The 20,710-nt window shown below is 71.3% G+C and carries 21 protein-coding genes; 5 read left to right on the forward strand and 16 right to left on the reverse strand.

Annotation, left to right across the window (positions count from 1 at the left end; all coding sequences use genetic code 11):
* Positions 1-3 precede the first annotated feature (3 nt).
* Positions 4-3,552 (forward strand): DUF748 domain-containing protein, encoded by a 3,549-nt coding sequence (locus CKO43_RS06480; protein WP_200378194.1) that lies wholly within the window; start codon positions 4-6, stop codon positions 3,550-3,552.
* Here CKO43_RS06480 and CKO43_RS06485 read toward each other — a convergent pair.
* Complete coding sequence (locus tag CKO43_RS06485; RefSeq protein WP_200378195.1) at positions 3,549-4,451, reverse strand: LysR substrate-binding domain-containing protein; 903 nt, start codon at positions 4,449-4,451, stop codon at positions 3,549-3,551. The genes CKO43_RS06480 and CKO43_RS06485 overlap by 4 nt on opposite strands.
* Positions 4,452-4,537: 86 nt before the next feature.
* Here CKO43_RS06485 and CKO43_RS06490 point away from each other — a divergent pair, with 86 nt between their 5' ends.
* The gene (locus CKO43_RS06490) at positions 4,538-5,317 is read left to right on the forward strand and encodes an NAD(P)H-dependent oxidoreductase (protein ID WP_200378196.1); all 780 of its coding nucleotides are present in this window, start codon (positions 4,538-4,540) and stop codon (positions 5,315-5,317) included.
* Position 5,318: 1 nt separating this feature from the next.
* Here the strand turns inward: CKO43_RS06490 and CKO43_RS06495 are convergent, their stop codons facing one another.
* Complete coding sequence (locus tag CKO43_RS06495) at positions 5,319-6,512, reverse strand: acyl-CoA dehydrogenase (RefSeq protein ID WP_200378197.1); 1,194 nt, start codon at positions 6,510-6,512, stop codon at positions 5,319-5,321.
* Between the two features lie 86 nt (positions 6,513-6,598).
* Between CKO43_RS06495 and msrA the strand changes: the two genes are divergently transcribed.
* Entirely contained in the window at positions 6,599-7,129 is a 531-nt protein-coding gene (gene msrA, locus CKO43_RS06500; RefSeq protein WP_200225415.1) for a peptide-methionine (S)-S-oxide reductase MsrA, read from the forward strand.
* Positions 7,130-7,136: 7 nt separating this feature from the next.
* On the opposite strand, the gene CKO43_RS06505 is transcribed toward msrA, so the two are convergent.
* The 4 genes from CKO43_RS06505 to lexA all read right to left on the reverse strand — a co-directional run bounded on the left by CKO43_RS06505 (position 7,137) and on the right by lexA (position 9,157).
* Positions 7,137-7,502, reverse strand: coding sequence for a hypothetical protein (locus tag CKO43_RS06505; protein ID WP_200225416.1), 366 nt, complete (start codon positions 7,500-7,502; stop codon positions 7,137-7,139).
* Positions 7,499-7,900, reverse strand: coding sequence for a hypothetical protein (locus CKO43_RS06510; protein WP_200225417.1), 402 nt, complete (start codon positions 7,898-7,900; stop codon positions 7,499-7,501). The genes CKO43_RS06505 and CKO43_RS06510 overlap by 4 nt, the downstream gene beginning before the upstream one ends.
* Before the next feature lie 175 nt (positions 7,901-8,075).
* Positions 8,076-8,456 carry a helix-hairpin-helix domain-containing protein gene (locus tag CKO43_RS06515; protein ID WP_207184906.1) on the reverse strand — a complete coding sequence of 127 codons (381 nt, stop codon included), beginning with the start codon at positions 8,454-8,456 and terminating at the stop codon, positions 8,076-8,078.
* A 5-nt stretch (positions 8,457-8,461) separates the two neighbouring features.
* Entirely contained in the window at positions 8,462-9,157 is a 696-nt protein-coding gene (lexA, locus tag CKO43_RS06520) for a transcriptional repressor LexA (RefSeq protein ID WP_200225420.1), read from the reverse strand.
* Between the two features lie 64 nt (positions 9,158-9,221).
* On the opposite strand from lexA, the gene CKO43_RS06525 reads away from it, so the two are divergent.
* A complete protein-coding gene (locus CKO43_RS06525; protein ID WP_200378198.1) occupies positions 9,222-10,166 on the forward strand; it encodes an asparaginase in 945 nt (314 codons plus the stop codon).
* Between the two features lie 7 nt (positions 10,167-10,173).
* Here CKO43_RS06525 and CKO43_RS06530 read toward each other — a convergent pair whose 3' ends face one another.
* The 8 genes from CKO43_RS06530 to dapC all read right to left on the reverse strand — a co-directional run bounded on the left by CKO43_RS06530 (position 10,174) and on the right by dapC (position 18,425).
* The gene (locus CKO43_RS06530) at positions 10,174-10,608 is read right to left on the reverse strand and encodes an organic hydroperoxide resistance protein (RefSeq protein WP_200225422.1); all 435 of its coding nucleotides are present in this window, start codon (positions 10,606-10,608) and stop codon (positions 10,174-10,176) included.
* A gap of 38 nt (positions 10,609-10,646) precedes the next feature.
* A complete protein-coding gene (locus CKO43_RS06535; RefSeq protein WP_200378199.1) occupies positions 10,647-11,108 on the reverse strand; it encodes a MarR family winged helix-turn-helix transcriptional regulator in 462 nt (153 codons plus the stop codon).
* Between the two features lie 95 nt (positions 11,109-11,203).
* Complete coding sequence (locus CKO43_RS06540) at positions 11,204-13,180, reverse strand: ABC-F family ATP-binding cassette domain-containing protein (RefSeq protein WP_200225424.1); 1,977 nt, start codon at positions 13,178-13,180, stop codon at positions 11,204-11,206.
* Positions 13,177-14,046, reverse strand: a complete 870-nt coding sequence (gene prmB / locus CKO43_RS06545) for a 50S ribosomal protein L3 N(5)-glutamine methyltransferase (RefSeq protein WP_200378200.1) — start codon at positions 14,044-14,046, stop codon at positions 13,177-13,179. Before prmB ends, CKO43_RS06540 begins: the two co-directional genes overlap by 4 nt.
* Positions 14,043-15,188: a succinyl-diaminopimelate desuccinylase gene (gene dapE / locus CKO43_RS06550; protein WP_200378201.1), complete on the reverse strand. Its 1,146-nt coding sequence runs from the start codon at positions 15,186-15,188 to the stop codon at positions 14,043-14,045. Before dapE ends, prmB begins: the two co-directional genes overlap by 4 nt.
* A complete protein-coding gene (locus CKO43_RS06555) occupies positions 15,185-16,381 on the reverse strand; it encodes a PilT/PilU family type 4a pilus ATPase (RefSeq protein ID WP_200225428.1) in 1,197 nt (398 codons plus the stop codon). Before CKO43_RS06555 ends, dapE begins: the two co-directional genes overlap by 4 nt.
* 29 nt (positions 16,382-16,410) lie before the next feature.
* A complete protein-coding gene (gene dapD / locus CKO43_RS06560) occupies positions 16,411-17,232 on the reverse strand; it encodes a 2,3,4,5-tetrahydropyridine-2,6-dicarboxylate N-succinyltransferase (protein WP_200225429.1) in 822 nt (273 codons plus the stop codon).
* A complete protein-coding gene (gene dapC / locus CKO43_RS06565; protein ID WP_200378202.1) occupies positions 17,229-18,425 on the reverse strand; it encodes a succinyldiaminopimelate transaminase in 1,197 nt (398 codons plus the stop codon). The genes dapD and dapC overlap by 4 nt, the downstream gene beginning before the upstream one ends.
* A gap of 110 nt (positions 18,426-18,535) precedes the next feature.
* Between dapC and CKO43_RS06570 the strand changes: the two genes are divergently transcribed.
* On the forward strand, positions 18,536-19,723 hold the full coding sequence (locus tag CKO43_RS06570) for an acetyl-CoA C-acyltransferase family protein (RefSeq protein WP_200378203.1): 1,188 nt from the start codon (positions 18,536-18,538) through the stop codon (positions 19,721-19,723).
* A 115-nt stretch (positions 19,724-19,838) separates the two neighbouring features.
* Here the strand turns inward: CKO43_RS06570 and CKO43_RS06575 are convergent, their stop codons facing one another.
* Both CKO43_RS06575 and queF read right to left on the reverse strand, forming a co-directional pair.
* Positions 19,839-20,285, reverse strand: coding sequence for an SET domain-containing protein-lysine N-methyltransferase (locus CKO43_RS06575; RefSeq protein WP_200378204.1), 447 nt, complete (start codon positions 20,283-20,285; stop codon positions 19,839-19,841).
* Positions 20,282-20,710 (reverse strand): preQ(1) synthase (gene queF, locus CKO43_RS06580; protein ID WP_242481077.1); only part of this gene is annotated, 429 nt, incomplete at its 5' end. The genes CKO43_RS06575 and queF, both read right to left, overlap by 4 nt.

The raw sequence follows: 20,710 nt of genomic DNA on the forward strand, positions 1-20,710 counted from the left end.
CCCATGGCGGTGACGAAGCAGAAGAAGAGACGCTGGCCGCGCGTGGCGGCGGCGCTGGCCGCGATGGCCGCGCTGTTGGTGGTGGCGAGCTGGATCCTGGTGCCGCGTGTGCTGCGCACGCAGATCGAGGAGCGCGGCAGTGCGCTGCTCGGGCGGCCGGTGCAGGTCGGCGAGCTGGACTTCTCGCCGCTGACGCTGACGGTCGAACTTCACGACCTCGTGCTCGGGCCGGCACCCGGCGACGGCGACCGTTCGCCGCAGGCCACCATCGGCCGCCTCGTGCTGAACCTGTCGCTGCGCACGCTGCTGGCCGGCGCGCCGGTGGTCGAGGCGGTGCAGGTCGACGCGCCCCGGCTGCGCCTGGCCCGCACCGGCGACGGCCGCTACGACGTCGACGACCTGCTGCAGCGTTTCTCGGCGCCGGGCGATGCCGGCGACGCTCCGGCGCGGTTCGCGCTTTACAACCTGCGGCTGCAAGGCGGCGAGCTGCGGTTCGAGGACCGGCCCAACGGCCGCCGGCACGAGCTGACGGCGGTCGAGCTGGACGTGCCCTTCGTCTCCAACCTGCCCGAGCGGCTGGACGTGCACGTGCAGCCGCGGCTGGCGCTGCGCCTGGACGGCAGCCCGCTGCTGCTGCACGGGCAGACGCGGCCCTTCGCCGCCGACCGCGAGAGCACGCTGACGCTGGAGCTGCCCGCGCTGGCGCTCGACCCGCTGTGGCCTTATCTGCCGCGCACGCTGCCGCTGCGCGGCCAGGGCGGCGTGCTCGCCGGCAAGCTGGACCTGCGCTTCAAGCAGCCGCCGGGCAGCGCGCCGCAGCTCTCGATCGGCGGCGGCCTGAGCCTGTCCAGCATCGCGCTGAAGCGCCCCGACGGCGCGCCGCTGGCGGCCTGGAAGACGCTGGCGCTCGAACTGGAGGACCTGCGCCCGTTGCAGCGGCAACTCGCGCTGCGCAGCCTGCGCCTGGAGGGCGCGATGCTGCACCTGCGCCGCGGTGCCGACGGCCAGCTCGAGCCGGCGCGCTGGGCCGCCGCCGCGGCGACGCCGGCGCAGCCGCCGGCGGACGCGTGGCGCTGGAGCGTCGGCAGCACGGAGCTCGCGGCAACGACGCTGCGCTGGGACGACGCCTCGCTGCGCCCGGGCCTGGTGCTGGATGCCGGGCTGAACCTGCGCGCGGGCCGGCTCGCCGGCCCGGACGACGCCAAGCCGACGGCGCTGTCGGGCAGCGTCGACCTGCACGACGCGGGCGGCCACGGCCTGGGCCGGCTGAGCCTGGACGGGCAGGTGTCGGCACGCCAGGCGCGGCTGGCTGCCGAGCTGGAGGCCGTGGAACTGGGCGCGGCCGGCCCCTATCTGCGGTCGCTGCTGCGTGTGACGCCCAGCGGCCGCTTGTCCGGCCGCGCCGAGCTGGACTGGGCCGCGGGCGAGCCCGGGCGGCTGGCGCTGGCGGTGCCGGCGGCGCGGCTGCAGGACTTGCGCTGGGGTGCGCAGCGGCTGGCCGCCGTCGAGTTGGGCGAACTGCAGGCCGACCTGAGGGCCAAGCGGGTCGAGGTCGGCCGGCTGCAGCTCGAGCGGCCGCAGATCGACCTGGCGCGCGACGCCCAGGGCCGCTGGAACCTGCTGGAGATGCTGGTGCCGACCGAGGCGCAGGCGGCTGCCGCGCCAGCGGCTGGACCGGGCTGGCAGGCGCTGCTCAAGAGCCTGGTGCTGGCCGACGGCGCGGTGCACCTGGCCGACGCGGCCGCGCCGGCACCGGTGGCTTTTGCGCTGCGCGGGCTGCGGCTGCGTGCGCAGGACCTGCGCTGGCCCGCCGGCCCGCAGCCGGCGCCGCTGGAACTCGCGCTGCAGCTCGTGCCCGACGCGCTGCCCGGCGCACCGGCCCCTGTCGCCGGGCGCCTCGAAGCCCAGGGCACGCTGGCGCTGCAGCCGCTGGCCTGGCGCGGGCGCGTCAGCGCGGCCCGGCTGCCGCTGCAGGTCGGTGAACCCTATCTGCGCGACCGTCTGCCGGTGCTGCTGCGCCGTGCCGAACTGGGCTGGCGCGGCGACACCGCGTTCCAGCTCGCTGCCGCCGGACCGACGATCAGCCTGCGCGGCAACGCGATGCTCGCCGACCTGCGCGTGCTGGCGCGTGGCGACGACGACGAAGCCGGCGACGAACTGCTGGCCTGGCAGTCGCTGCGCATCGAGTCGCTGGCGGCGGCTATGGCCCCGGGCCAGCCGACGCGTCTGGCCACCGGCCCGGTGCGGCTGTCGCGTTTCTTCTCGCGCCTGGTCGTCACGCCCGAAGGCCGGCTGAACCTGCGCGACGTGCGCGGCGGCGATGCGCCCGCGCCGGCCGCCGCGCCGTCATCACCCTCCGCGCCACTGGAACTCGACATCGCCGGCGTCGAGTTCGTCGACGGGCGTGTGGACTTCCGCGACCGTTTCATCAAGCCCAACTATTCGGCTTCGCTGAGCGAGCTGAGCGGCAAGCTCGGCCGGCTGCGTTCGGGCACGCGCGAGATGGCGACGCTGGAGATCAGCGGCCGCGCCGCCGACACCGCGACGCTGGAGGTGCGCGGCGCGCTGAACCCGACCGCCGACCCGCTGGCGCTGGACATCGCCGCCAAGGCCAGCGGCCTGGAGCTGGCGCCGCTGTCGCCTTACGCCGGCAAGTACGCCGGCTATGCGATCGAACGCGGCAAGCTCAGCATGGACGTCGCCTACCGCGTCGACGCCGACGGCCGGCTGGAAGCCCGCAACCGCATCGTGCTGAACCAGCTGAGCTTCGGCGACCCGGTCGACAGCCCCCTGGCGACCCAGCTGCCGGTACGGCTGGCGCTGGCGCTGCTGGCCGACCGCAACGGCGTCATCGACGTCGACCTGCCGATCAGCGGCTCGATCAACGACCCCGAGTTCAGCGTCTTCGGCCTGGTGTTGAAGGTCATCGGCAACCTGCTGGTCAAGGCCGTGACCTCGCCGTTCGCGCTGCTGTCCGGCGGTGGTGGCGACGAGACCGGCACGGTCGAGTTCCTGCCCGGCACGGCGGCGCTGGCGCCGTCGGCCGAAGCTGCGCTGGACCGCGTCGCCCAGGCGCTGAAGGATCGCCCGGCGCTGCAGACCACGGTGGCCGGGGCCGCCGACGCGACGGCCGAGCACGACGCGATCCAGGCCGCGACGCTGGAAGAGCGGCTGCGCAGCGAACAGGCGCGGGAGCGTGCCCGTGCGCGCGGGGTCGGCCCCGGCGCCGCGGTTCCGGCCACCGAGGAGCGCGAACGCACGCTGCGCCGCGTCTACGCCGATACGCGGCTGCCGAACAAGCCGCGAAACCTGATCGGCCTGGCCAAAGACATTGCGCCGGCGGAGATGGAGGCGCTGCTGAAGGCCGCGGTGTCGGTCGACGCCGACGTCGCGCGAGACCTGGCGCTGCGCCGCGGCGTCGCGGTGCGCGCGGCGCTGGTGGCGCGCGGCCTGCCGGCCGAGCGCCTGTTCCTCGCCGCGCCCAGGCTCGACGCCGCCGACGGGCAGGCCGGCTGGACGCCGAGGGTCGAGCTGTCGCTGGAGATGCCTTAAGCCGCCACCGCCGACGCGACCTGCTCGCGAAGCCACTGGTGCGCCGGGTCGCGGTGCAGGCGCTCGTGCCAGAGCATCAGCATCTCGAAGCCGGGCAGCTCCAGCGGCGGCGCCACGACCTGCAACGCGCTGCCCGGGCGCAGCTGGCGCGCCGGCAGCATCGCCACCAGATCGCTGGCCGCCAGCGCCGCCTCCAGAAACAGGAAGTGCGGTACCGACAGCACGACGCGCCGCGCCAGGCCTTGCGCCGCCAGCACCTGGTCGGTCGCGCCCAGGAAGCCGCCGCCGTCGGGCGAGACGATCGCGTGTTCCAGCGTGCAGAACTCGGCCAGCGTCGGCTGCCGCTTCAAGCTCGGGTGGCCGGCACGGGCGACGAGCACGTAACGCTCACGGAACAGCGGCCGGCGGCGCAGGTCCGCCGGCGCCAGCTCCGCGGCGTGGAAGGCGAGCTCGAGTTCGCCTTGTTCCAGCTGGCGGGCGAGCACCGGCGGCTTCAGTTCCAGCACCGCGAGCCGCGTGCCCGGCGCCGCGGCGCGCAGCCGGGCCAGCGCCGGCAGCAGGATCGTCGAGGCGCCGTAGTCGGTGGCCGCGACGCGCCAGGTGTGGGTCGCGCGCGCCGGGTCGAAGGCCGCCGACGGCGCGATCGCCTGGCCGAGCGCGGCCAGCGCCTCGTGCAGCGGCTGGCGCAACTCCAGCGCGCGTGCCGTCGGCCGCATGCCGCGCGGGCCGGGCAGCAGCAGCGGGTCGGCGAAGGCCTCGCGCAGCCTGGCGAGCTGAACGCTGACCGCCGGCTGCGACAGGTGCAGGCGGGCGGCGGCGCGCGTCACGTTCTGCTCGGCGAGCAGGGCGTCGAGCGTGACCAGCAGGTTCAGGTCCAGGCGCCTCAGGCTATCTTCCACGGCTATACCAGGCGTCAGTGCAATTCATTTCCAATATACGCCCAGCCTGCCTATCGTGCGTCGCATCTCCCGATGGAAAGCGACGCATGAAAGTCCTGATCGTCTACGCCCACCCCGAGCCGCGTTCGCTGAACGGCGCGCTGAAGGATTTCGCCGTGCAGCGCCTGGAGCGCGCCGGCCACGAGGTGCAGGTCTCCGACCTGTACACGATGCACTGGAAAGCGGCGCTCGACGCCGACGACGACCGCGCCCACCCGCCCGGCGCACGTTTCGACGCCTCGGCCAACTCCAAACGTGCTTTCGAGACCGGCACCCAGAGCGCCGACATCGCGGCCGAGCAAGCCAAGCTGCGCTGGGCCGACGCGCTGATCCTGCAGTTCCCGCTGTGGTGGTTCTCGATGCCGGCGATCCTCAAGGGCTGGGTCGACCGGGTCTACGCCTGCGGTTTTGCCTACGGCGTCGGCGAGCACTCGGACACGCACTGGGGCGACCGCTATGGCGAAGGCCTGCTCGCCGGCAAACGCGCGATGCTGGTCGTGACGACCGGCGGCTGGGCCTCGCACTACGCGCCGCGTGGCATCAACGGGCCGATCGACGACATCCTGTTCCCGATCCAGCACGGCATCCTCTTCTACCCCGGCTTCGAGGTGCTGCCGCCGCACGTCATCTACCGCAGCGGCCGCATCGACGAGGCCGGCTTCGCGCGCGCCAGCCAGGCGCTGGGCGAACGCCTGGATGCGCTGTGGACGACGGAGCCGATCGCCTTCCGGCGCCAGAACTTCGGCGACTACCGCATCCCCGAGCTGGAACTGCGGCCCGAACTCGCGCCGGGCGAGTCGGGCCTGGGCATCCACGTCCGCCGCTGACTCAGAAGAAGGCCTGCAGCCCCGTCTGCGCGCGGCCCAGGATCAGCGCATGCACGTCGTGCGTGCCCTCGTAGGTGTTCACCGTCTCGAGGTTGATCATGTGGCGGATGACGTGGAACTCGTCGTGGATGCCGTTGCCGCCATGCATGTCGCGCGCCATGCGGGCGACGTCCAGCGCCTTGCCGCAGCTGTTGCGCTTGATCAGGCTGATCATCTCCGGCGCCGCCTGGCCCTCGTCGATCAATCGGCCAACACGCAGGCAGCCCTGCAGGCCCAGCGTGATCTCGGTCTGCATGTCGGCCAGCTTCTTCTGGATCAGCTGGTTCTGCGCCAGCGGCCGGCCGAACTGCTTGCGCTCCAGCGTGTAGCGGCGCGCGGCGTGCCAGCAGAACTCGGCCGCGCCCAGCGCGCCCCAGGCGATGCCGTAGCGCGCCTTGTTCAGGCAGCCGAACGGGCCCTTGAGACCCGCGACGCCGGGCAGCTTGTTCTCGGCCGGCACGAAGACCTCGTCCATCACGATCTCGCCGGTGATCGAGGCGCGCAGGCTCATCTTGCCTTCGATCTTGGGCGCCGACAGGCCCTTCATGCCCTTGTCGAGGATGTAGCCGCGGATCGCCTCCTGGCCGCCGGCGTGACCGTCGGCGTCGGTCTCCTTGGCCCAGACGACGAAGACGTCGGCGATCGGGCTGTTCGTGATCCACATCTTCGCGCCGGTGAGCACGTAGCCGCCGTCGACCGGGCGCGCACGCGTGGCCATGCTCGCCGGGTCGCTGCCGTGGTCGGGCTCGGTCAGGCCGAAGCAGCCGACCCATTCGCCGGTCGCGAGTTTGGGCAGGTACTTCTGGCGCTGCTGCTCGCTGCCGTAGGCGTGGATCGGGTGCATGACGAGAGAGCTCTGCACGCTCATCGCGCTGCGGTAGCCGGAGTCGACACGCTCGACTTCACGCGCCACCAGGCCGTAGCTGACGTGGTTGAGGCCGGCGCAGCCGTAGCCCTCGATGGTGCAGCCGAGCAGGCCGAGCGCGCCCATCTCGGACAGGATCTCGCGGTCGAAGTGCTCGTGGCGCGCGGCCATCAGCACGCGCGGCTGCAGCTTCTCCTGGCAGTAGGCCTGGGCGGCGTCGCGCACTGCACGTTCGTCCTCGCCGAGTTGCTGTTCGAGCAGAAAAGGGTCATCCCACTGGAAGCGCTGCATGGATCCTCGTCGTTCGGATAATCGCCCCCGAGTGTAAGGATCCGGCCGCCGCGGCCGGTCTCCACGGCGACAACAAGAGGACGGACATGGCGCGCGAAACCATCACGCTGGGCGGCGGCTGCTTCTGGTGCGTCGAGGCGGTGTACGAACTGGTCGACGGCGTGCTCGCGGTCGAGTCGGGCTACAGCAACGGCCATGTCCGCCAGCCGAGCTACGCCCAGGTCTGCGAGGGCAATACCGGCCACGCGGAAGTGGTGCGCGTCAGCTTCGACGACGAACGCATCACGCTGCGCGAGATCCTGGAGATCTTCTTCGTCGTGCACGACCCGACCACGCCTGACCGCCAGGGCAACGACGTCGGGCCGCAGTACCGCTCGGCGATCTACTGGCAGCAGCCGGAGCAGGAGGCGGTGGTGCGCGAAGTGCTGGCCGAGGCCAACCGCGAACACGGCGGCCGTGTCGTGACCCAGGTCGGGCGTGAAGACAACTATTGGCCGGCCGAGGCCTATCACCAGCACTACTTCGCGAATCACCCGGGCCAGGGTTACTGCGCTGCCGTCGTCGCGCCCAAGGTGGAGAAGTTCAGGCGCACCTTCCGCGCCCGGGTGCGCGCCTGAGCCGGGCTCAGCGCGCCAGCGCCGAGGTGCACAGGAAGTCGGTCGCCGGCATGCCGTAAGGGAAGAGCGTGTCGAGGCTGGATCGCAGCAGCGGCTCCAGTTCGGGCTTGCCGGCCTCGGCGAGCGCATCGAAGACGGCACCCCGCAGCAGCCACAGGTCTGACGGCTGTTCGGCCGCGCGCACCTGACGCAGCACCCAATCGCCGCGGGCACCGGGCAGGTCGTCGACGGCGACCAGGAAATCGTGTTTGGTGCGCACGAAGGCGCGGCGTGCGGTCAGCCGCGCCAGGCGCGGGCCGGCCAGTCCGACCGCGCCGACGACGGCGCGCAAGGTGAGCGGTTGGCGCCCGACGACGTGCAGCCCGGAACTCATAGCGGCGCGAAGCGCGAACGTGCGCCACGGGTGGGGAAGTGGCGGCTCAGCTGCGCGACGCGGCGCTCGGCTTCGGACTGGCTGTGATGCAGCGCGACGACGCGGTAGACCTCGGCGCGCAGATGCCAGAGTTCACGCAGCGTGCGCGCCTGGCCGATGCGCTCGGACAGCGCGTTCACCTCGTGGCCCTGCAGGTCGAGCAGCGTCTCGCGGAAGTCGTCGCGCGCCGCCGGCAGGCGGCTGAGCGGCGGCGCCGCGTCCAGCGATGCGGGCGCGGTGAGCCAGAAGACGAAGCGGTCCCAGCGTGCTGCCGGCGCGGTGCGCAGCGAGGGCGGCGGCACCGGCGTGCGGCCGAGACCGATGCTGTCGGCGGGGCGGGAGACATTCTGTTGCAACATGCGCGAGCTGCTCATGAACGTGATATCGGCCACGATTGGCGATGCTTAAGTCCATTGTGGTCAGCCCGGCGACGCGATAGGGGCCGAGAAGCGGCGGCAAAACCCGCCAGTTCGTCGGCTGTCACACCTGATGCGGTGTGTTGGAAGTGCGGGGAGGGGCGCTCGGCCCCCGGCGTCAGACGACGCCGTAGACCGCCTTGCGCTCGGCGGTATAGGTCCACCAGGGGCGCGCCTCGGCGCCGCGCATGAAGGCGATGGCCGCCAGGAAGGTGTCGAGCACGCAAGGGTCCTGGCGCTTGCCGGTGGCTTCGCAGAGCTGGCGGTAGAGCACGAAGGCGTCGCGCTCGGCCAGTTCGCGCGGGTGCACGATGCCGAGCTGGCGCAGGTCGCCGGCGATCGACGGGCCGATGTTGGGCAACTGCTCGAGCTGCTCGCATTCGTCGGCGCGGCGTGCCTTCAGCGGCCGCGGCGCCTTCGGCGGCAGCGGCGGCGGGCTGGTCGTCGTGCGTGCCGGCGGTGTGGACGGCAGCGTGCGGCGTGCGTACGGGGCGTCCATCGCCGTCACATCAGCATCGTGTTGCGGATCAGCCCGACGGCGATGCCTTCGAGCTCGAAACCCATGTCGCTGCCTTCCAGCGGCACGACGATGGTCTGGAACTCGGGGTTCTCGGGGATCAGCTCGATCGTGGTCTTGGTGCGCCGCAGGCGCTTGACGGTGACGTCGTCGCCCAGGCGTGCGACGACGATCTGGCCGTTCTTGGCGTCGTGGGCCTTCTGCACCGCGAGCAGGTCGCCGTCCATGATGCCGGCGTCGCGCATGCTCATGCCGCGCACCTTCAGCAGGTAGTCGGGCCGGCGCTGGAACAGCGAGGACTCGACGACGTAGCTCTGGTCGATGTGCTCTTGCGCCAGGATCGGGCTGCCGGCCGCGACACGCCCGACCAGCGGCAGCGTCAGCTGCGCCAGGCTGGGCAAGGGCAGGCTGAACTGCTTGCCATGCTGCGACAGCCGCGCCTCGGCCAGCGCACGCAATGTGTCAGACTTCAGCCGGATGCCGCGCGAGGTGTTGCCGACGAGCTCGATGACACCTTTGCGCGCGAGCGCCTGCAGGTGCTCCTCGGCCGCGTTGGCGGAACGAAAACCCAGTTCGGCGGCGATCTCGGCCCGGGTGGGCGGGGCGCCGGTGCGCTCGATCGCGCTTTGCACGAGGTCGAGGATCTGCTGCTGTCGCGGCGTGAGCTTGGGGCTGTCGTCCATCGCGTGTCCGGTAAGACCTGGAGATTCATCCAGATCACTGTATTTTCATCCAGAGGACCATGGAATGCAAAGCGAATCGCGCGTCGTCGCGCTGATCGCCACCGGCGGCACCATCGCCGGCACCGCCGCGCGGGCGGATGACCTGGTCGGCTACGACGCCGGCGCGCTCTCGGCCGAACAGCTGATCGCGGCGCTGCCGGCGCTGGCCGGGCAGGCGCTGGAGACCTGGACGCTGGCGCGCCTGGACAGCTGCGACATGGACCACGCGACCTGGGCGCTGCTGCGGCGCGAGCTGCAGGCGCGGCTGGCGCGGCCTGATGTCGCTGGCGTCGTCGTCACCCACGGCACCGACACGCTCGAGGAGACCTCCTGGTTCCTGCAGCGCACGCTGGACGCCGCCAAACCGGTGGTGCTGACCGCGGCGATGCGCCCGGCGAGCGCGCCTTCGCCCGACGGTCCGCAGAACCTGCTCGACGCCGTGCGTCTGGCGCGTGAACCCGGCGCGCGCGGTGTGCTGGTCGCGTTCGGCGGCCAGGTCTTCGCCGGCGCCGACCTGCGCAAGCTGCACGGCTGGCGTGTCGACGCCTTCTCGGCCGGGGATGCCGGGCCGGTGGCGGTGTTCGAGGACGGTGGGCTGCGGCGTTTTCGCGACTGGCCGGCGCTGGCGCTGCATGCGGCGCCGGTGGGCGATGTCGCACCCGCGGCCTGGCCGCGGGTCGAGATCGTCACCAGCCATGCCGGCGCCAGCGGGCGCATCGTCGACGCGCTCGTCGCCGACGGTGTGCACGGCCTCGTCATCGCCGGCACCGGCAATGGCACGCTGCATCACACGCTGCGTGATGCGGCAGCGCGGGCGCAGGCGGCAGGGGTTGCCGTCGTGCGCGCGTCGCGCTGCCTGGCCGGCGGCGTGGTCGGCCGTGCCGAAGGCAGCCTGCCGCAGCACGGCACGGCGACGCCGGCCCAGGCCCGCATCGAGCTGATGCTGGACCTGATGGCTCGTCGCCGCTGAGCCGCTGTCAGGCCAGCGCCAGCGCGACGTCGACGTTGCCGCGCGTCGCGTTCGAATACGGGCAGACCTCGTGCGCCGCGGCGATCAGCGCCTCGGCTTCGCTGCGCTCGAAACCCGGCAGCTTCACGGTCAGCGCGACCGCGATGCCGAACGCACCCGGCTTGCCGGCGTGCGGGCCGATCGAGACTTCGGCGTGGATGGAGACGTCGGCGGGAATCGCCTTCTTCTCGCGCGCGCCGACGGCCTTCAGCGCGCCGATGAAACACGCGGCATAACCGGCGGCGAAAAGCTGCTCGGGGTTGGTGCCGGCGCCGTCGTCGCCACCCAGCGCCTTGGGCGTGGACAGCTGGATGTCGAGCCGGCCGTCGTCGGCCTTGGCGCTGCCGGTGCGGCCGCCGGTGGCGGTGGCGCGGGCGGTGTAGAGGGCTTTTTCGATGGCCATGGGGGGTCCTTTCGTCGGGTGGCTGGGAAGGTGGCGGGTCAACCCGCTCGGGAAACGCTGTCGTTGATCTGTCGGCGCAGCGCCTGCACGCGTGCGGTCAGGGCTTCGAGTTCGGCGGCGTCGCAGTCGATGCCGGCCAGCAGCGAACGCTGCAATTCGGCGGCGCGGGCCTGCAGCGCCCGGCCGTCGGCGGTGGTTTCGACGTGCACGCGGCGCTGGTCCTGCTCGTCGCGTTCGCGCACGACGAGGCCGGCACGTTCGAGCCGGCGCAGCAGCGGCGTCAGCGTGCCCGAGTCCAGGCCCAGGCGCTCGCCGACACCGGAGACGGTCTGGCGGCCTTCGTGCCACAGCACCAGCATCACCAGGTACTGCGGATAGGTCAGCTTCAGCGGCTCGAGCAGCGGCCGGTACAGCCGCGTCATCGCCAGCGAACCCGCGTACAGCGCGAAGCACAGCTGGCGTTCCAGCGGCAGCAGGGCGGGGGCGGTGGCGGCAGGCATGGGCGCACTGTATGCGAGTTGCACGCAAGTCGATTGCGTACAACTTAATACGCCGGAGCCCGGCAGGGTCTCCGGCGGCGCCCGCGGCGCCGCGCTCAGCCTTCGGTCTGGATCGCCTCGATCCGGGTCTGCAGATCGAGCCAGCGTTCCTCGAGCATCGCGACTTCGGCGGCGGCGTGGTTCAGTTGCCGGCCGGCTTCGGCGATGTCGGCGCCCGACATCGTGCCGGCCGCCAGCCGCGCCTCGAGTGCGGCGCGTTCGGCGCCCAGCTTCTCGAGCCGGGCGTCGATCTGCGCCAGTTCGTTGCGCAGCGGCCGGGTGCGGTTGGCGACCGCCTGGCGTGCCTGGGCGGACTGCTTGCGGTCGTCGCGCCGGTCACCCGAGGCGGCCTTGGCCGCGGGTTTCGGTGTCGCGGCGACGGCCACCGTGGCCGGTGCCGCGACCACGGCCTTGGGCACGGGCGGCGGCTCGGTGCCGCGGGCGGCGGCGCGCGAGACGTCGAGCAGCCAGCGCTGGTAGTCGTCGAGGTCGCCGTCGAAAGGCTCGACGCCGCCACGGCTGACGAGCCAGAACTCGTCGCAGGTCTCGCGCAGCAGCGCGCGGTCGTGGCTGACCAGCATCACCGTGCCTTCGAACTCGTTGAGCGCGATCGACAGCGCCTCGCGTGTCGTCAGGTCCAGGTGGTTGGTCGGTTCGTCCAGCAGCAGCAGGTTGGGGCGCTGCCAGACCAGCATCGCCAGCACCAGGCGCGCCTTCTCGCCGCCCGACAGCGAGCCGACCGCCTGCGTCACCATGTCGCCGGTGAAGCGGAAGCGGCCGAGGAAGTCGCGCAGCTCCTGCTCGCGTGCCGCCGGGCCGACGTCGCGCGCCAGCCGCACCATGTGCATCAGCGGGCCGTCGTCGAGCTGCAGCACGTCGAGTTCCTGCTGCGCGAAGTAGCCGATGACCAGGCCCTTGCCCTCGGTCATCTGGCCCGACAGCGGCGCCAGCGAATGTGCGATCGTCTTCACCAGCGTCGACTTGCCCTGGCCGTTGGCGCCCAGGATGCCGATGCGCTGGCCGGCCAGCACCGAGCGGCTGACACCCTGCACGATGGCCGTGCTGCCGTAGCCGCAGACCAGGCCGTCCAGCGTCAGCATCGGGTTCGGCAGGCTGGCGGGTTCGCGGAACTCGAACTCGAAGTCGCTGGCGGTCAGCACCGGCGCGAGCTTTTCCATGCGCGCCAGCGCCTTGACGCGGCTCTGCGCCTGGCGCGCCTTGCTCGCCTTGGCCTTGAAGCGGTCGATGAAACGCTGCAGGTGGGCGATGCGGTCCTGCTGCTTGGAGTAGGCCGCCTGCTGCAGCGACATGCGTTCGGCGCGCATCTCCTCGAAGGCGCTGTAGTTGCCGCCGTAACGCGTCAGCGTGCACTCGTCCAGGTGCACGGTGACACGCGTGATCGCGTCCAGGAACTCGCGGTCGTGGCTGATGACGACCATCAGGCCGTCGAAACGTTTGAGCCAGGACTCCAGCCAGACGAGCGCGTCCAGGTCCAGGTGGTTGGTCGGCTCGTCGAGCAGCAGCAGCTCGGCCGGGCACATCAGCGCCCGCGCCAGCTGCAGCCGCATGCGCCAGCCGCCGGAGAAGCTGTTGACCGGGGCGTCCAGCTGTTCGTTGCGAAAGCCCAGCCCCAGCAGCAGCGCCTGGGCGCGCGAACGGGCGTCGAAGCCGCCGGCTTCGTCGAGCATCAGGTGGGCGTCGGCGATCGCATGGCCGTCGCCGCTGGCTTCGGCCGCGGCCAGCGCCGCATGCGCCGCCATCAGCGGCGTGTCGCCCTGGAGCACGAAGTCGGTCGCGCCGTCCTCGGTCTCGGGCATGTTCTGCGCGACCTCGCCGACGCGCCAGCGCGGCGGGATCTCGACGTCGCCGTTGTCGGCCTGCAGCCGGTTGGTCAGCAGCGCGAACAGGCTGGACTTGCCGGCGCCGTTGCGCCCGATCAGGCCGACCTTCTCGCCCGGCTGCAGCACGACGCTGGCGTTCTGCAGCACGACCTTGACGCCGCGGCGCAGCGTGATGTTGCGCAGCGTGATCATGCCCGCACCCCCAGCGCGTCGGCGCTCAGCAGCAGCACCTGGTCCTCGCCGGCGCTGGTCTCCAGCCAGACGGCTTCCAGGCGCGGGAAGGCGGCTTCGAAATGCGCACGTTCGTGGCCGATCTCCAGCACCAGCACGCCGTGCGGCGACAGCTTGTCGGGCAGTGCGGCCAGCAGGCGGCGGACGAAGTCCATGCCGTCGTCGCCGCCGTCCAGCGCCAGCGCCGGCTCGGCGCGGTACTCGGGCGGCAGCGCCGCCATCGACTCGCGGTTGACGTAGGGCGGGTTGCAGAGCACGAGGTCGTAGCGGCCGTCGGCTGCCGCCAGGCCGTCGCCCTGCAGCAGGCGGATGCGCGCGCCCAGGCCGTGGCGCTGCACGTTGAGCGCCGCCACCGCCAGCGCGTCGGTGTCGATGTCGGCGGCGTCGACTTCGACCTCGGGCCAGGCCAGCGCCGCCAGCACCGCCAGGCTGCCGTTGCCGGTGCACAGGTCGAGCACACGCCGGGTGTCTTCGCTCAGCCAGGCGTCGACGCTGCCTTCGGCCAGCACCTCGGCGATCAGCGAACGCGGCACGATGACCCGTTCGTCGACCGTGAACGGCACGCCCTGCAGCCAGGCCTCGCCGGTCAGGTAGGCAGCGGGTTTGCGCGTCGCGATGCGTTCGGCGACGAGGGTTTCGCAGGCGGCGATCTCGGCATCGGCCAGGTCACGCCCGGCGTTTTCGTCCAGCGCGTCCAGCGGCAGCCCCAGCTTCCACAGCACCAGCCAGGCGGCTTCGTCGAAGGCGTTGCGGGTGCCGTGCCCAAATGAAACGCCCGCCTCGGCGAGGCGGGCGCTGGAGGATTCGATCAGTTCGATCAGGGTCATCGGAAATAGGTTTCGAGCGTGGCGCGGTAGACGTTCTTCAGCGTCTGGACCGAGGCCGCTTCGATGTGTTCGTCGATCTGGTGAATGGTGGCGTTGACCGGGCCGAACTCGACGACCTGCGGGCAGATCGCGGCGATGAAGCGGCCGTCGGAGGTGCCGCCGGTGGTGCTGAGTTCGGGCTCGACGCCGCATTCGGCGGCGATGGCCGCCGAGAGCGCGCCGATCAGCGGCCCCGGCGTCGTCAGAAAGGGGCGGCCCGACAGCGTCCAGCTGACGCTGTGGTCGACGCCGTGGCGCTGCAGCAGGTCGGCGACACGCGCCTGCAGCGACTCGGGCGTCGATTCGGTGCTGAAGCGGAAGTTGAAGTCGACGACCAGTTCGCCCGGGATCACGTTGCCGGCGCCGGTGCCGGCGTGGATGTTGCTGACCTGCCAGCTGGTCGGCGGGAAGAAGCTGTTGCCTTCGTCCCAGCGGATCGCCGCCAGTTCGGCCAGCGCCGGCGCGAAGGCGTGGATCGGGTTTTTCGCCAGTTGCGGGTAGGCGATGTGGCCCTGCACGCCGTGCACGACCAGGCGCGCCGACAAGGAGCCGCGACGCCCGTTCTTGATCGTGTCGCCCAGGCGCGAGACGGAGGTCGGCTCGCCGACGATGCAGGCGTCCAGGCGCTGGCCGCGCTGCTGCAGCAGTTCCACCAGGCGCACGGTGCCGTCGACCGACGGGCCTTCTTCGTCGCTGGTCAGCAGGAAGGCGATGGCGCCCGGGTGTTGCGGGTGCGCGGCGACGAACTCCTCGACCGCAACGACCATCGCCGCCAGCGAACTCTTCATGTCGGCCGCGCCGCGGCCGTAGAGCCGGCCGTCGCGGTGGCTGGGCACGAAGGGGTCGCTGGTCCAGCGCTCCAGCGGGCCGGTCGGCACGACGTCGGTGTGGCCGGCGAAGGCCAGCACCGGGCCGCTCTGGCCGCCGTCTCGCATCGCCCAAAGGTTGGTGACGCGGAAGTCTTCCGGGCCGCAGGTGACGGTCTCGCAGCCAAAACCCAGCGCCTGCAGCCGCGATGCGATCAGCGCCTGGCAGCCGGCGTCCTCCGGCGTCACGGAGCGGCGGGCGATCAGCCGTTCGGCCAGCCGCAAGGCTTCGGTCATCGCACGCTCCAGGGGGTGCCGGGGTTGCGGCTGTCGTCGGGGCGCACGTCGATCGTGATCTCGGTGAAGCTCGCGGCTTCCATCTCCTCGGCGGGTTTGGGTGCCGCGGGTTTGGACGTCGCGCCGCCCATCGGCGCGTTCTGCAGCCGCCACAGCAGGTTGGTCGGCGAGTCGGCGTTGGCCAGGCCTTCCTCGCGCGAGATCACGCCTTCGTTGATCAGCCGCGCCAGGTCCTGCTCGAAGGTCATCGAGCCCTCGGCCAGCGACTTCTCGACCGCTTCCTTGACGCCGCCGAGGTCGCCCTTTTCGATGAGCTCGGAGACCAGCTTGGTGTTCAGCAGCACTTCGACCGCCGGCACCCGGCCGCCGGTGTTGGCGCGCAGCAGGCGCTGCGAGATCACCGCGCGCAGCCCCGAGGACAGGTCCGACAGCAGCGTCGGCCGCGCCTCGGGCGTGTAGAAGGACAGGATGCGGCCGAGCGCGTGGTAGCTGTTGTTCGCGTGCAGCGTCGCCAGCACCAGGTGGCCCGACAGCGCGTACGAGGTCGCGGCCGTCATCGTCTCGCGGTCGCGGATCTCGCCGATCATGATGCAGTCGGGCGCCTGGCGCAGTGCGTTCTTCAGCGCGATCTGCAGGCTCTGCGTGTCGCGGCCGACCTCGCGCTGGTTGACGATGGATTTCTTGTTCGAGAACAGGAATTCGATCGGGTCCTCGATCGTCAGGATGTGGCCGGTGACCTGCTGGTTGCGCCACTCCAGCATCGACGCCAGCGTCGTGCTCTTGCCGGTGCCGGTGGCGCCGACCATCAGGATCAGGCCGCGCTTTTCGACCACCAGCTGCGACAGCAGCGGCGGCAGCCCCAGCGTGTCGAGCGCCGGGATCTGGTGCGGGATGCAGCGGAAGACCGCGGCGACGGTGCCGCGCTGCTTGAAGGCCGAGAGCCGGAAGCTGCCGACCCGAGGGATGCCGATGCCGACGTTCAACTCGCCGGTGTCGTCCAGCTCCTCGAGCTGCTGCGGCGTCAGCAGTTCGGCCAGCAGCTGGCGCGTCTGCGTCGGGCTCAGCAGCTGGTCCGACAGCTGCAGGATCTGGCCGTGGATCTTGATCAGGATCGGCGTGTTCGCCGACATGTAGACGTCGGATGCGTTCTTCTCCGCCATCAAGCGGAGGACCCGTTCCATGTTGCCCGACATGCCGTTCCTTTCGTCGATCCTGCTGCGGCTCAGGCCCTGAGCAGGTCGTTGATGCTGGTCTTGGCGCGGGTGGCGGCGGTGACCTGCTTGACGATCACCGCGCAGTACAGGCTGTGGCTGCCATCGGCTGCCGGCAGCGAGCCGCTGACGACGACCGAGCCCGCCGGCACGCGGCCGTAGCTGATCTCGCCGGTCATGCGGTTGTAGATCTTGGTGCTCTGGCTGATGAACACGCCCATCGAGATCACCGAGTTCTCCTCGACGATCACGCCTTCGACGACCTCCGAGCGCGCGCCGACGAAGCAGTTGTCCTCGATGATCGTCGGGTTGGCCTGCAGCGGCTCGAGCACGCCGCCGATGCCGACGCCGCCCGACAGGTGCACGTTCTTGCCGATCTGCGCGCACGAACCCACCGTCGCCCAGGTGTCGACCATCGTGCCTTCGTCGACGTAGGCGCCGATGTTGACGTAGCTGGGCATCAGCACGACGTTCTTCGCCTGGAAGCTGCCGCGGCGAGCGACGGCCGGCGGCACCACGCGCACGCCGGTGGCGCGGATGGCTTCGGCGTCGGCGCCACCGTATTTGGTCTGCACCTTGTCGAAGAAGCTCAGCTCGCCGGCCTGCATCAGGCGGTTGTCGTTGAGGCGGAAGCTCAGCAGCACCGCCTTCTTGACCCACTGGTTGACGGTCCACTGGCCCACGCCCTGGCGTTCGGCGACACGCAGCCGGCCGGCGTCGAGCTCGTCGATCACGTGCTCGACCGCTTCGCGCACCTCGGGTGCGTTGACGGCGGTGATCTCGGCGCGCCGTTCCCAGGCGATTTCGATGGTGGACTGGAGCTGCGTGGTCATCGGGTGAGGCTTTCGGTGTAGGAGACGATGCGCTCGGCGGCTTCGAGGCATTCTTCGAGCGGTGCGACGAGCGCCATGCGGATGCGGCCGGCGCCCGGGTTGCGGCCCTGCGCGCTGCGGGCGAGCAGGCTGCCCGGCAGGACGGTCACATTGTATTGAGCGAGCAGGCCCCGGGCGTAGGCGATGTCGTCGCCACCCGGGGCGGCGGCCCAGAGATAGAAGCCCGCGTCGGGCAGCGCGACGTCCAGCACCTGCGCCAGCCGCGGCGTCACCGCGGCGAACTTGCGCCGGTACTGCTCGCGGTTGGCGGCCACGTGCGCCTCGTCGCCCCAGGCTGCGGCGCTGGCGCGCTGCACCATCGTGCTCATCGCGCTGCCGTGGTAGGTGCGGTAGAGCAGGAAGGCCTTCAGCAGCGCGGCGTCGCCAGCGACGAAACCCGAGCGCAGCCCGGGCACGTTGCTGCGTTTGGACAGGCTGGTGAAGGCGACCAGGTTGCGGAAATCGGTGCGGCCGAGTTTCGCCGCCGCCTCCAGCCCGCCCAGCGGGGGCTCGTCGCGGAAGTAGATCTCCGAGTAACACTCGTCGCTGGCGATGACGAAACCGTGGCGGTCGGACAGCTCGAACAGCCGCGCCCACTCGTCCAGCGGCATCACCGCGCCGGTCGGGTTGCCGGGCGAGCAGACGTAGAGCAGCTGCGTCTTCGCCCAGGTGGCCTCGTCTATCGCCGACCAGTCGACGGCGAAGTTGCGTGCCGGGTCGCTGGGCGCGAACGCGGTGTCGGCGCCGGCCAGCAGCGCCGCGCCCTCATAGATTTGATAGAACGGGTTCGGGCAGACGACAGTGGCGCCGGGCTGCGTCGGGTCTATCACCGTCTGTGCGAACGAGAACAGCGCCTCGCGCGAACCCAGCACCGGCAGCACCTGGGTCGCGGCGTCCACCGCGATGCCGTAGCGCCGCCCCAGCCAGTCGGCGCAGGCCTGGCGCAGCGCCGCCTCGCCCAGGGTCGCCGGATAGGCCGACAGCGCCTTCAGGTTGGCGACCAGCGCCTCTTCGAGCAGCGCCGGCGCCGGATGTTTGGGCTCGCCTATGCCCAGATTGATCGCGCTCAAGCCCGCGTTCGGCGTGATGCCGCGCGTCAGCTCGCGCCAGCGCTCGAAAGGGTAGGGGTGCAGGCGGGCGAGCAAGGGGTTCATGGCACGGATTATCCCGGAGGGTTTTGGCGCGGCCGGCGGCCACAATCGGCCGCAGACCCGCGCGTGCCGGACTGCACGCACCCAACGTCCGCCAGAGCCAGGAGACCCTCATGAGCCTTCCCCGCGAACTGTTCGTCGTGTCAGCCGCCCGTACCGCCATCGGCACCTTCGGCGGCAGCCTGAAGGACTTGCCGCTCGCCGACCTGGCGACGCTGGCCGTGAAAGCCGCGCTCGAGCGCAGCGGCGTCCCGGCCGACGCCGTCGGCCACCTGGCGATGGGCACGGTCATCCCGACCGAGCCGCGCGACGCCTACCTGAGCCGGGTGGCCGCCGTCGGCGCCGGGCTGCCCTACGCGGTGCCGGCCTTCAACGTCAGCCGGCTCTGCGGCTCGGGGCTGCAGGCCATCATCTCGGCGGCGCAGGCGATCACGCTGGGCGACTGCGAGATCGCCATCGGTGCCGGCGCCGAGAACATGTCGCGCGGCTCCTACCTGATGCCGGGCGCACGCTGGGGCACACGCATGGGCGACGCCCAGATCCTGGACTTCATGATCGGCGTGCTGAACGACCCGTTCCACAAGATCCACATGGGCCTGACGGCCGAGAACGTCGCCGAGCGCTACGACATCACGCGTGCGCAGATGGACGCGCTCGCGGTCGAGAGCCAGCGCCGTGCCAGCGCGGCCATAGAAGCCGGCTACTTCCGCTCGCAGATCGTCCCGGTGGTGCAGCAGACGCGCAAGGGCGACGTCGTCTTCGACACCGACGAACACGTCAAGCCGGGCACGACGCTGGAAGCGCTGGCGAAGATGAAGCCGGCGTTCAAGAAGGACGGCGCGGTGACCGCCGGCAACGCCTCGGGCATCAACGACGGCGCGTCTGCCGTCGTGCTGGCCAGCGCCGACGCCGTCAAGGCCCACGGCCTGAAGCCGCTGGCGCGCCTGGTCGGTTACGCCCACGCCGGCGTCGACCCGGCGCTGATGGGCATAGGCCCGGTGCCGGCGACCCGCGCGCTGCTGGCGCGCACGGGCCTGCGCATCGGCGACTTCGACGTCATCGAAGCCAACGAAGCCTTCGCCGCCCAGGCCTGCGCGGTGTCCAAGGAACTCGACCTGGATCCGGCCAAGGTCAACCCGAATGGCTCGGGCATCTCGCTGGGTCACCCGATCGGCGCCACCGGCGCGGTCATCACGACCAAGGCGATTTACGAACTGCAGCGCATAGCCGGCCGCTACGCGCTGGTGACGATGTGCATCGGCGGCGGCCAGGGCATCGCTGCGGCGTTCGAAAGGGTGTAGGGGCGTCCTGCTCCCTCTCCCGCTGGCGGGAGAGGGCGGGGGGTGAGGGGCCTTGGCACGCGGCCACCCTCACCCCGACCCTCTCCCGCGTGCAGGAGAGGGGGCCATGCGGCCCTTACAGCGCCCCGCGGCAGCCGGGCGCGCCGCAGCGGCAGGGCAGCGTGCCGGCGTGGTGGGTCTCGCCGTAGTCGACGGTGATCTCCTCGCCCGGCGCGACGGCGCGCAGCGAGAAGAACTCGACGCGGCCGTTGTCCAGCACCAGGCGCGCGTTCGGGCGGCAGCTGTGGTTGGTGTAGCGCATCGGGTCGTCCGAGCGCGTGAAATCGATCGCGCGCCGCGGCGACAGCTCGACGATCATGATGCGTTCGTGCCGCGTCGCGCGGATGCGCGCTTCGTCGACGCTGATCGCCTCGCCGCGGATCTCGCCGATCTTCACGCGCTCGGGAATGGCCTCGGCGGCGAAGACGCCGTGGCCGTCTATCGTGCTGGGCGCGACGTCGACGGCGTACTTCTGGTACGGCCGGCGTGTCACCGGCGGCGGTGCGGCCTCGGCCGCGCTCACGCCTGGCCTTGCGGCGCCGGCAGCACGACCGGGTCGGCCGGCTTCCAGCCGCGCTTGCGGTGTTCGGCGGTGACGTAGGTGCGGATGCCGCCGCGCACGAACCAGTCAGCGTGGATGCGCACGAAACGCGGCTGGATCGCCTTGACGATGTCTTCGAGGATGGTGTTGGTCACCTTCTCGTGGAACGCGCCTTCGTTGCGATAGCTCCAGAAGTACAGCTTCAGGCTCTTCAGCTCGACGCAGAGCTTGTCGGCGACGATCTCGATTCCGAAGTGCGCGAAGTCGGGCTGGCCGGTCAGCGGGCACAAACAGGTGAACTCGGGCACGTCGAAACGGATCACGTAGTCGCGTTCGGGCGCCGGGTTCGGGAAGACCTGCAGCTCCTTGCTGGGCTGGGTGGGCGGCACGGCGGGTGCGGTGCGCTG

Source organism: Rubrivivax gelatinosus (assembly GCF_016583785.1).
Lineage (GTDB): Bacteria > Pseudomonadota > Gammaproteobacteria > Burkholderiales > Burkholderiaceae_C > Rubrivivax > Rubrivivax gelatinosus_B.

Excerpts from the sequence above, each read along its gene's own strand:
- CKO43_RS06480 (WP_200378194.1), top strand. The coding sequence starts at position 4 with ATGGCGGTGACGAAGCAGAAGAAGAGACGCTGGCCGCGCGTGGCGGCG.
- CKO43_RS06490 (WP_200378196.1), top strand. The coding sequence starts at position 4,538 with ATGAAAGTCCTGATCGTCTACGCCCACCCCGAGCCGCGTTCGCTGAAC.
- CKO43_RS06495 (WP_200378197.1), bottom strand. The coding sequence starts at position 6,512 with ATGCAGCGCTTCCAGTGGGATGACCCTTTTCTGCTCGAACAGCAACTC.
- msrA (WP_200225415.1), top strand. The coding sequence starts at position 6,599 with ATGGCGCGCGAAACCATCACGCTGGGCGGCGGCTGCTTCTGGTGCGTC.
- CKO43_RS06505 (WP_200225416.1), bottom strand. The coding sequence starts at position 7,502 with ATGAGTTCCGGGCTGCACGTCGTCGGGCGCCAACCGCTCACCTTGCGC.
- CKO43_RS06510 (WP_200225417.1), bottom strand. The coding sequence starts at position 7,900 with ATGTTGCAACAGAATGTCTCCCGCCCCGCCGACAGCATCGGTCTCGGC.
- CKO43_RS06515 (WP_207184906.1), bottom strand. The coding sequence starts at position 8,456 with ATGGACGCCCCGTACGCACGCCGCACGCTGCCGTCCACACCGCCGGCA.
- lexA (WP_200225420.1), bottom strand. The coding sequence starts at position 9,157 with ATGGACGACAGCCCCAAGCTCACGCCGCGACAGCAGCAGATCCTCGAC.
- CKO43_RS06525 (WP_200378198.1), top strand. The coding sequence starts at position 9,222 with ATGCAAAGCGAATCGCGCGTCGTCGCGCTGATCGCCACCGGCGGCACC.
- CKO43_RS06530 (WP_200225422.1), bottom strand. The coding sequence starts at position 10,608 with ATGGCCATCGAAAAAGCCCTCTACACCGCCCGCGCCACCGCCACCGGC.
- CKO43_RS06535 (WP_200378199.1), bottom strand. The coding sequence starts at position 11,108 with ATGCCTGCCGCCACCGCCCCCGCCCTGCTGCCGCTGGAACGCCAGCTG.
- CKO43_RS06540 (WP_200225424.1), bottom strand. The coding sequence starts at position 13,180 with ATGATCACGCTGCGCAACATCACGCTGCGCCGCGGCGTCAAGGTCGTG.
- prmB (WP_200378200.1), bottom strand. The coding sequence starts at position 14,046 with ATGACCCTGATCGAACTGATCGAATCCTCCAGCGCCCGCCTCGCCGAG.
- dapE (WP_200378201.1), bottom strand. The coding sequence starts at position 15,188 with ATGACCGAAGCCTTGCGGCTGGCCGAACGGCTGATCGCCCGCCGCTCC.
- CKO43_RS06555 (WP_200225428.1), bottom strand. The coding sequence starts at position 16,381 with ATGTCGGGCAACATGGAACGGGTCCTCCGCTTGATGGCGGAGAAGAAC.
- dapD (WP_200225429.1), bottom strand. The coding sequence starts at position 17,232 with ATGACCACGCAGCTCCAGTCCACCATCGAAATCGCCTGGGAACGGCGC.
- dapC (WP_200378202.1), bottom strand. The coding sequence starts at position 18,425 with ATGAACCCCTTGCTCGCCCGCCTGCACCCCTACCCTTTCGAGCGCTGG.
- CKO43_RS06570 (WP_200378203.1), top strand. The coding sequence starts at position 18,536 with ATGAGCCTTCCCCGCGAACTGTTCGTCGTGTCAGCCGCCCGTACCGCC.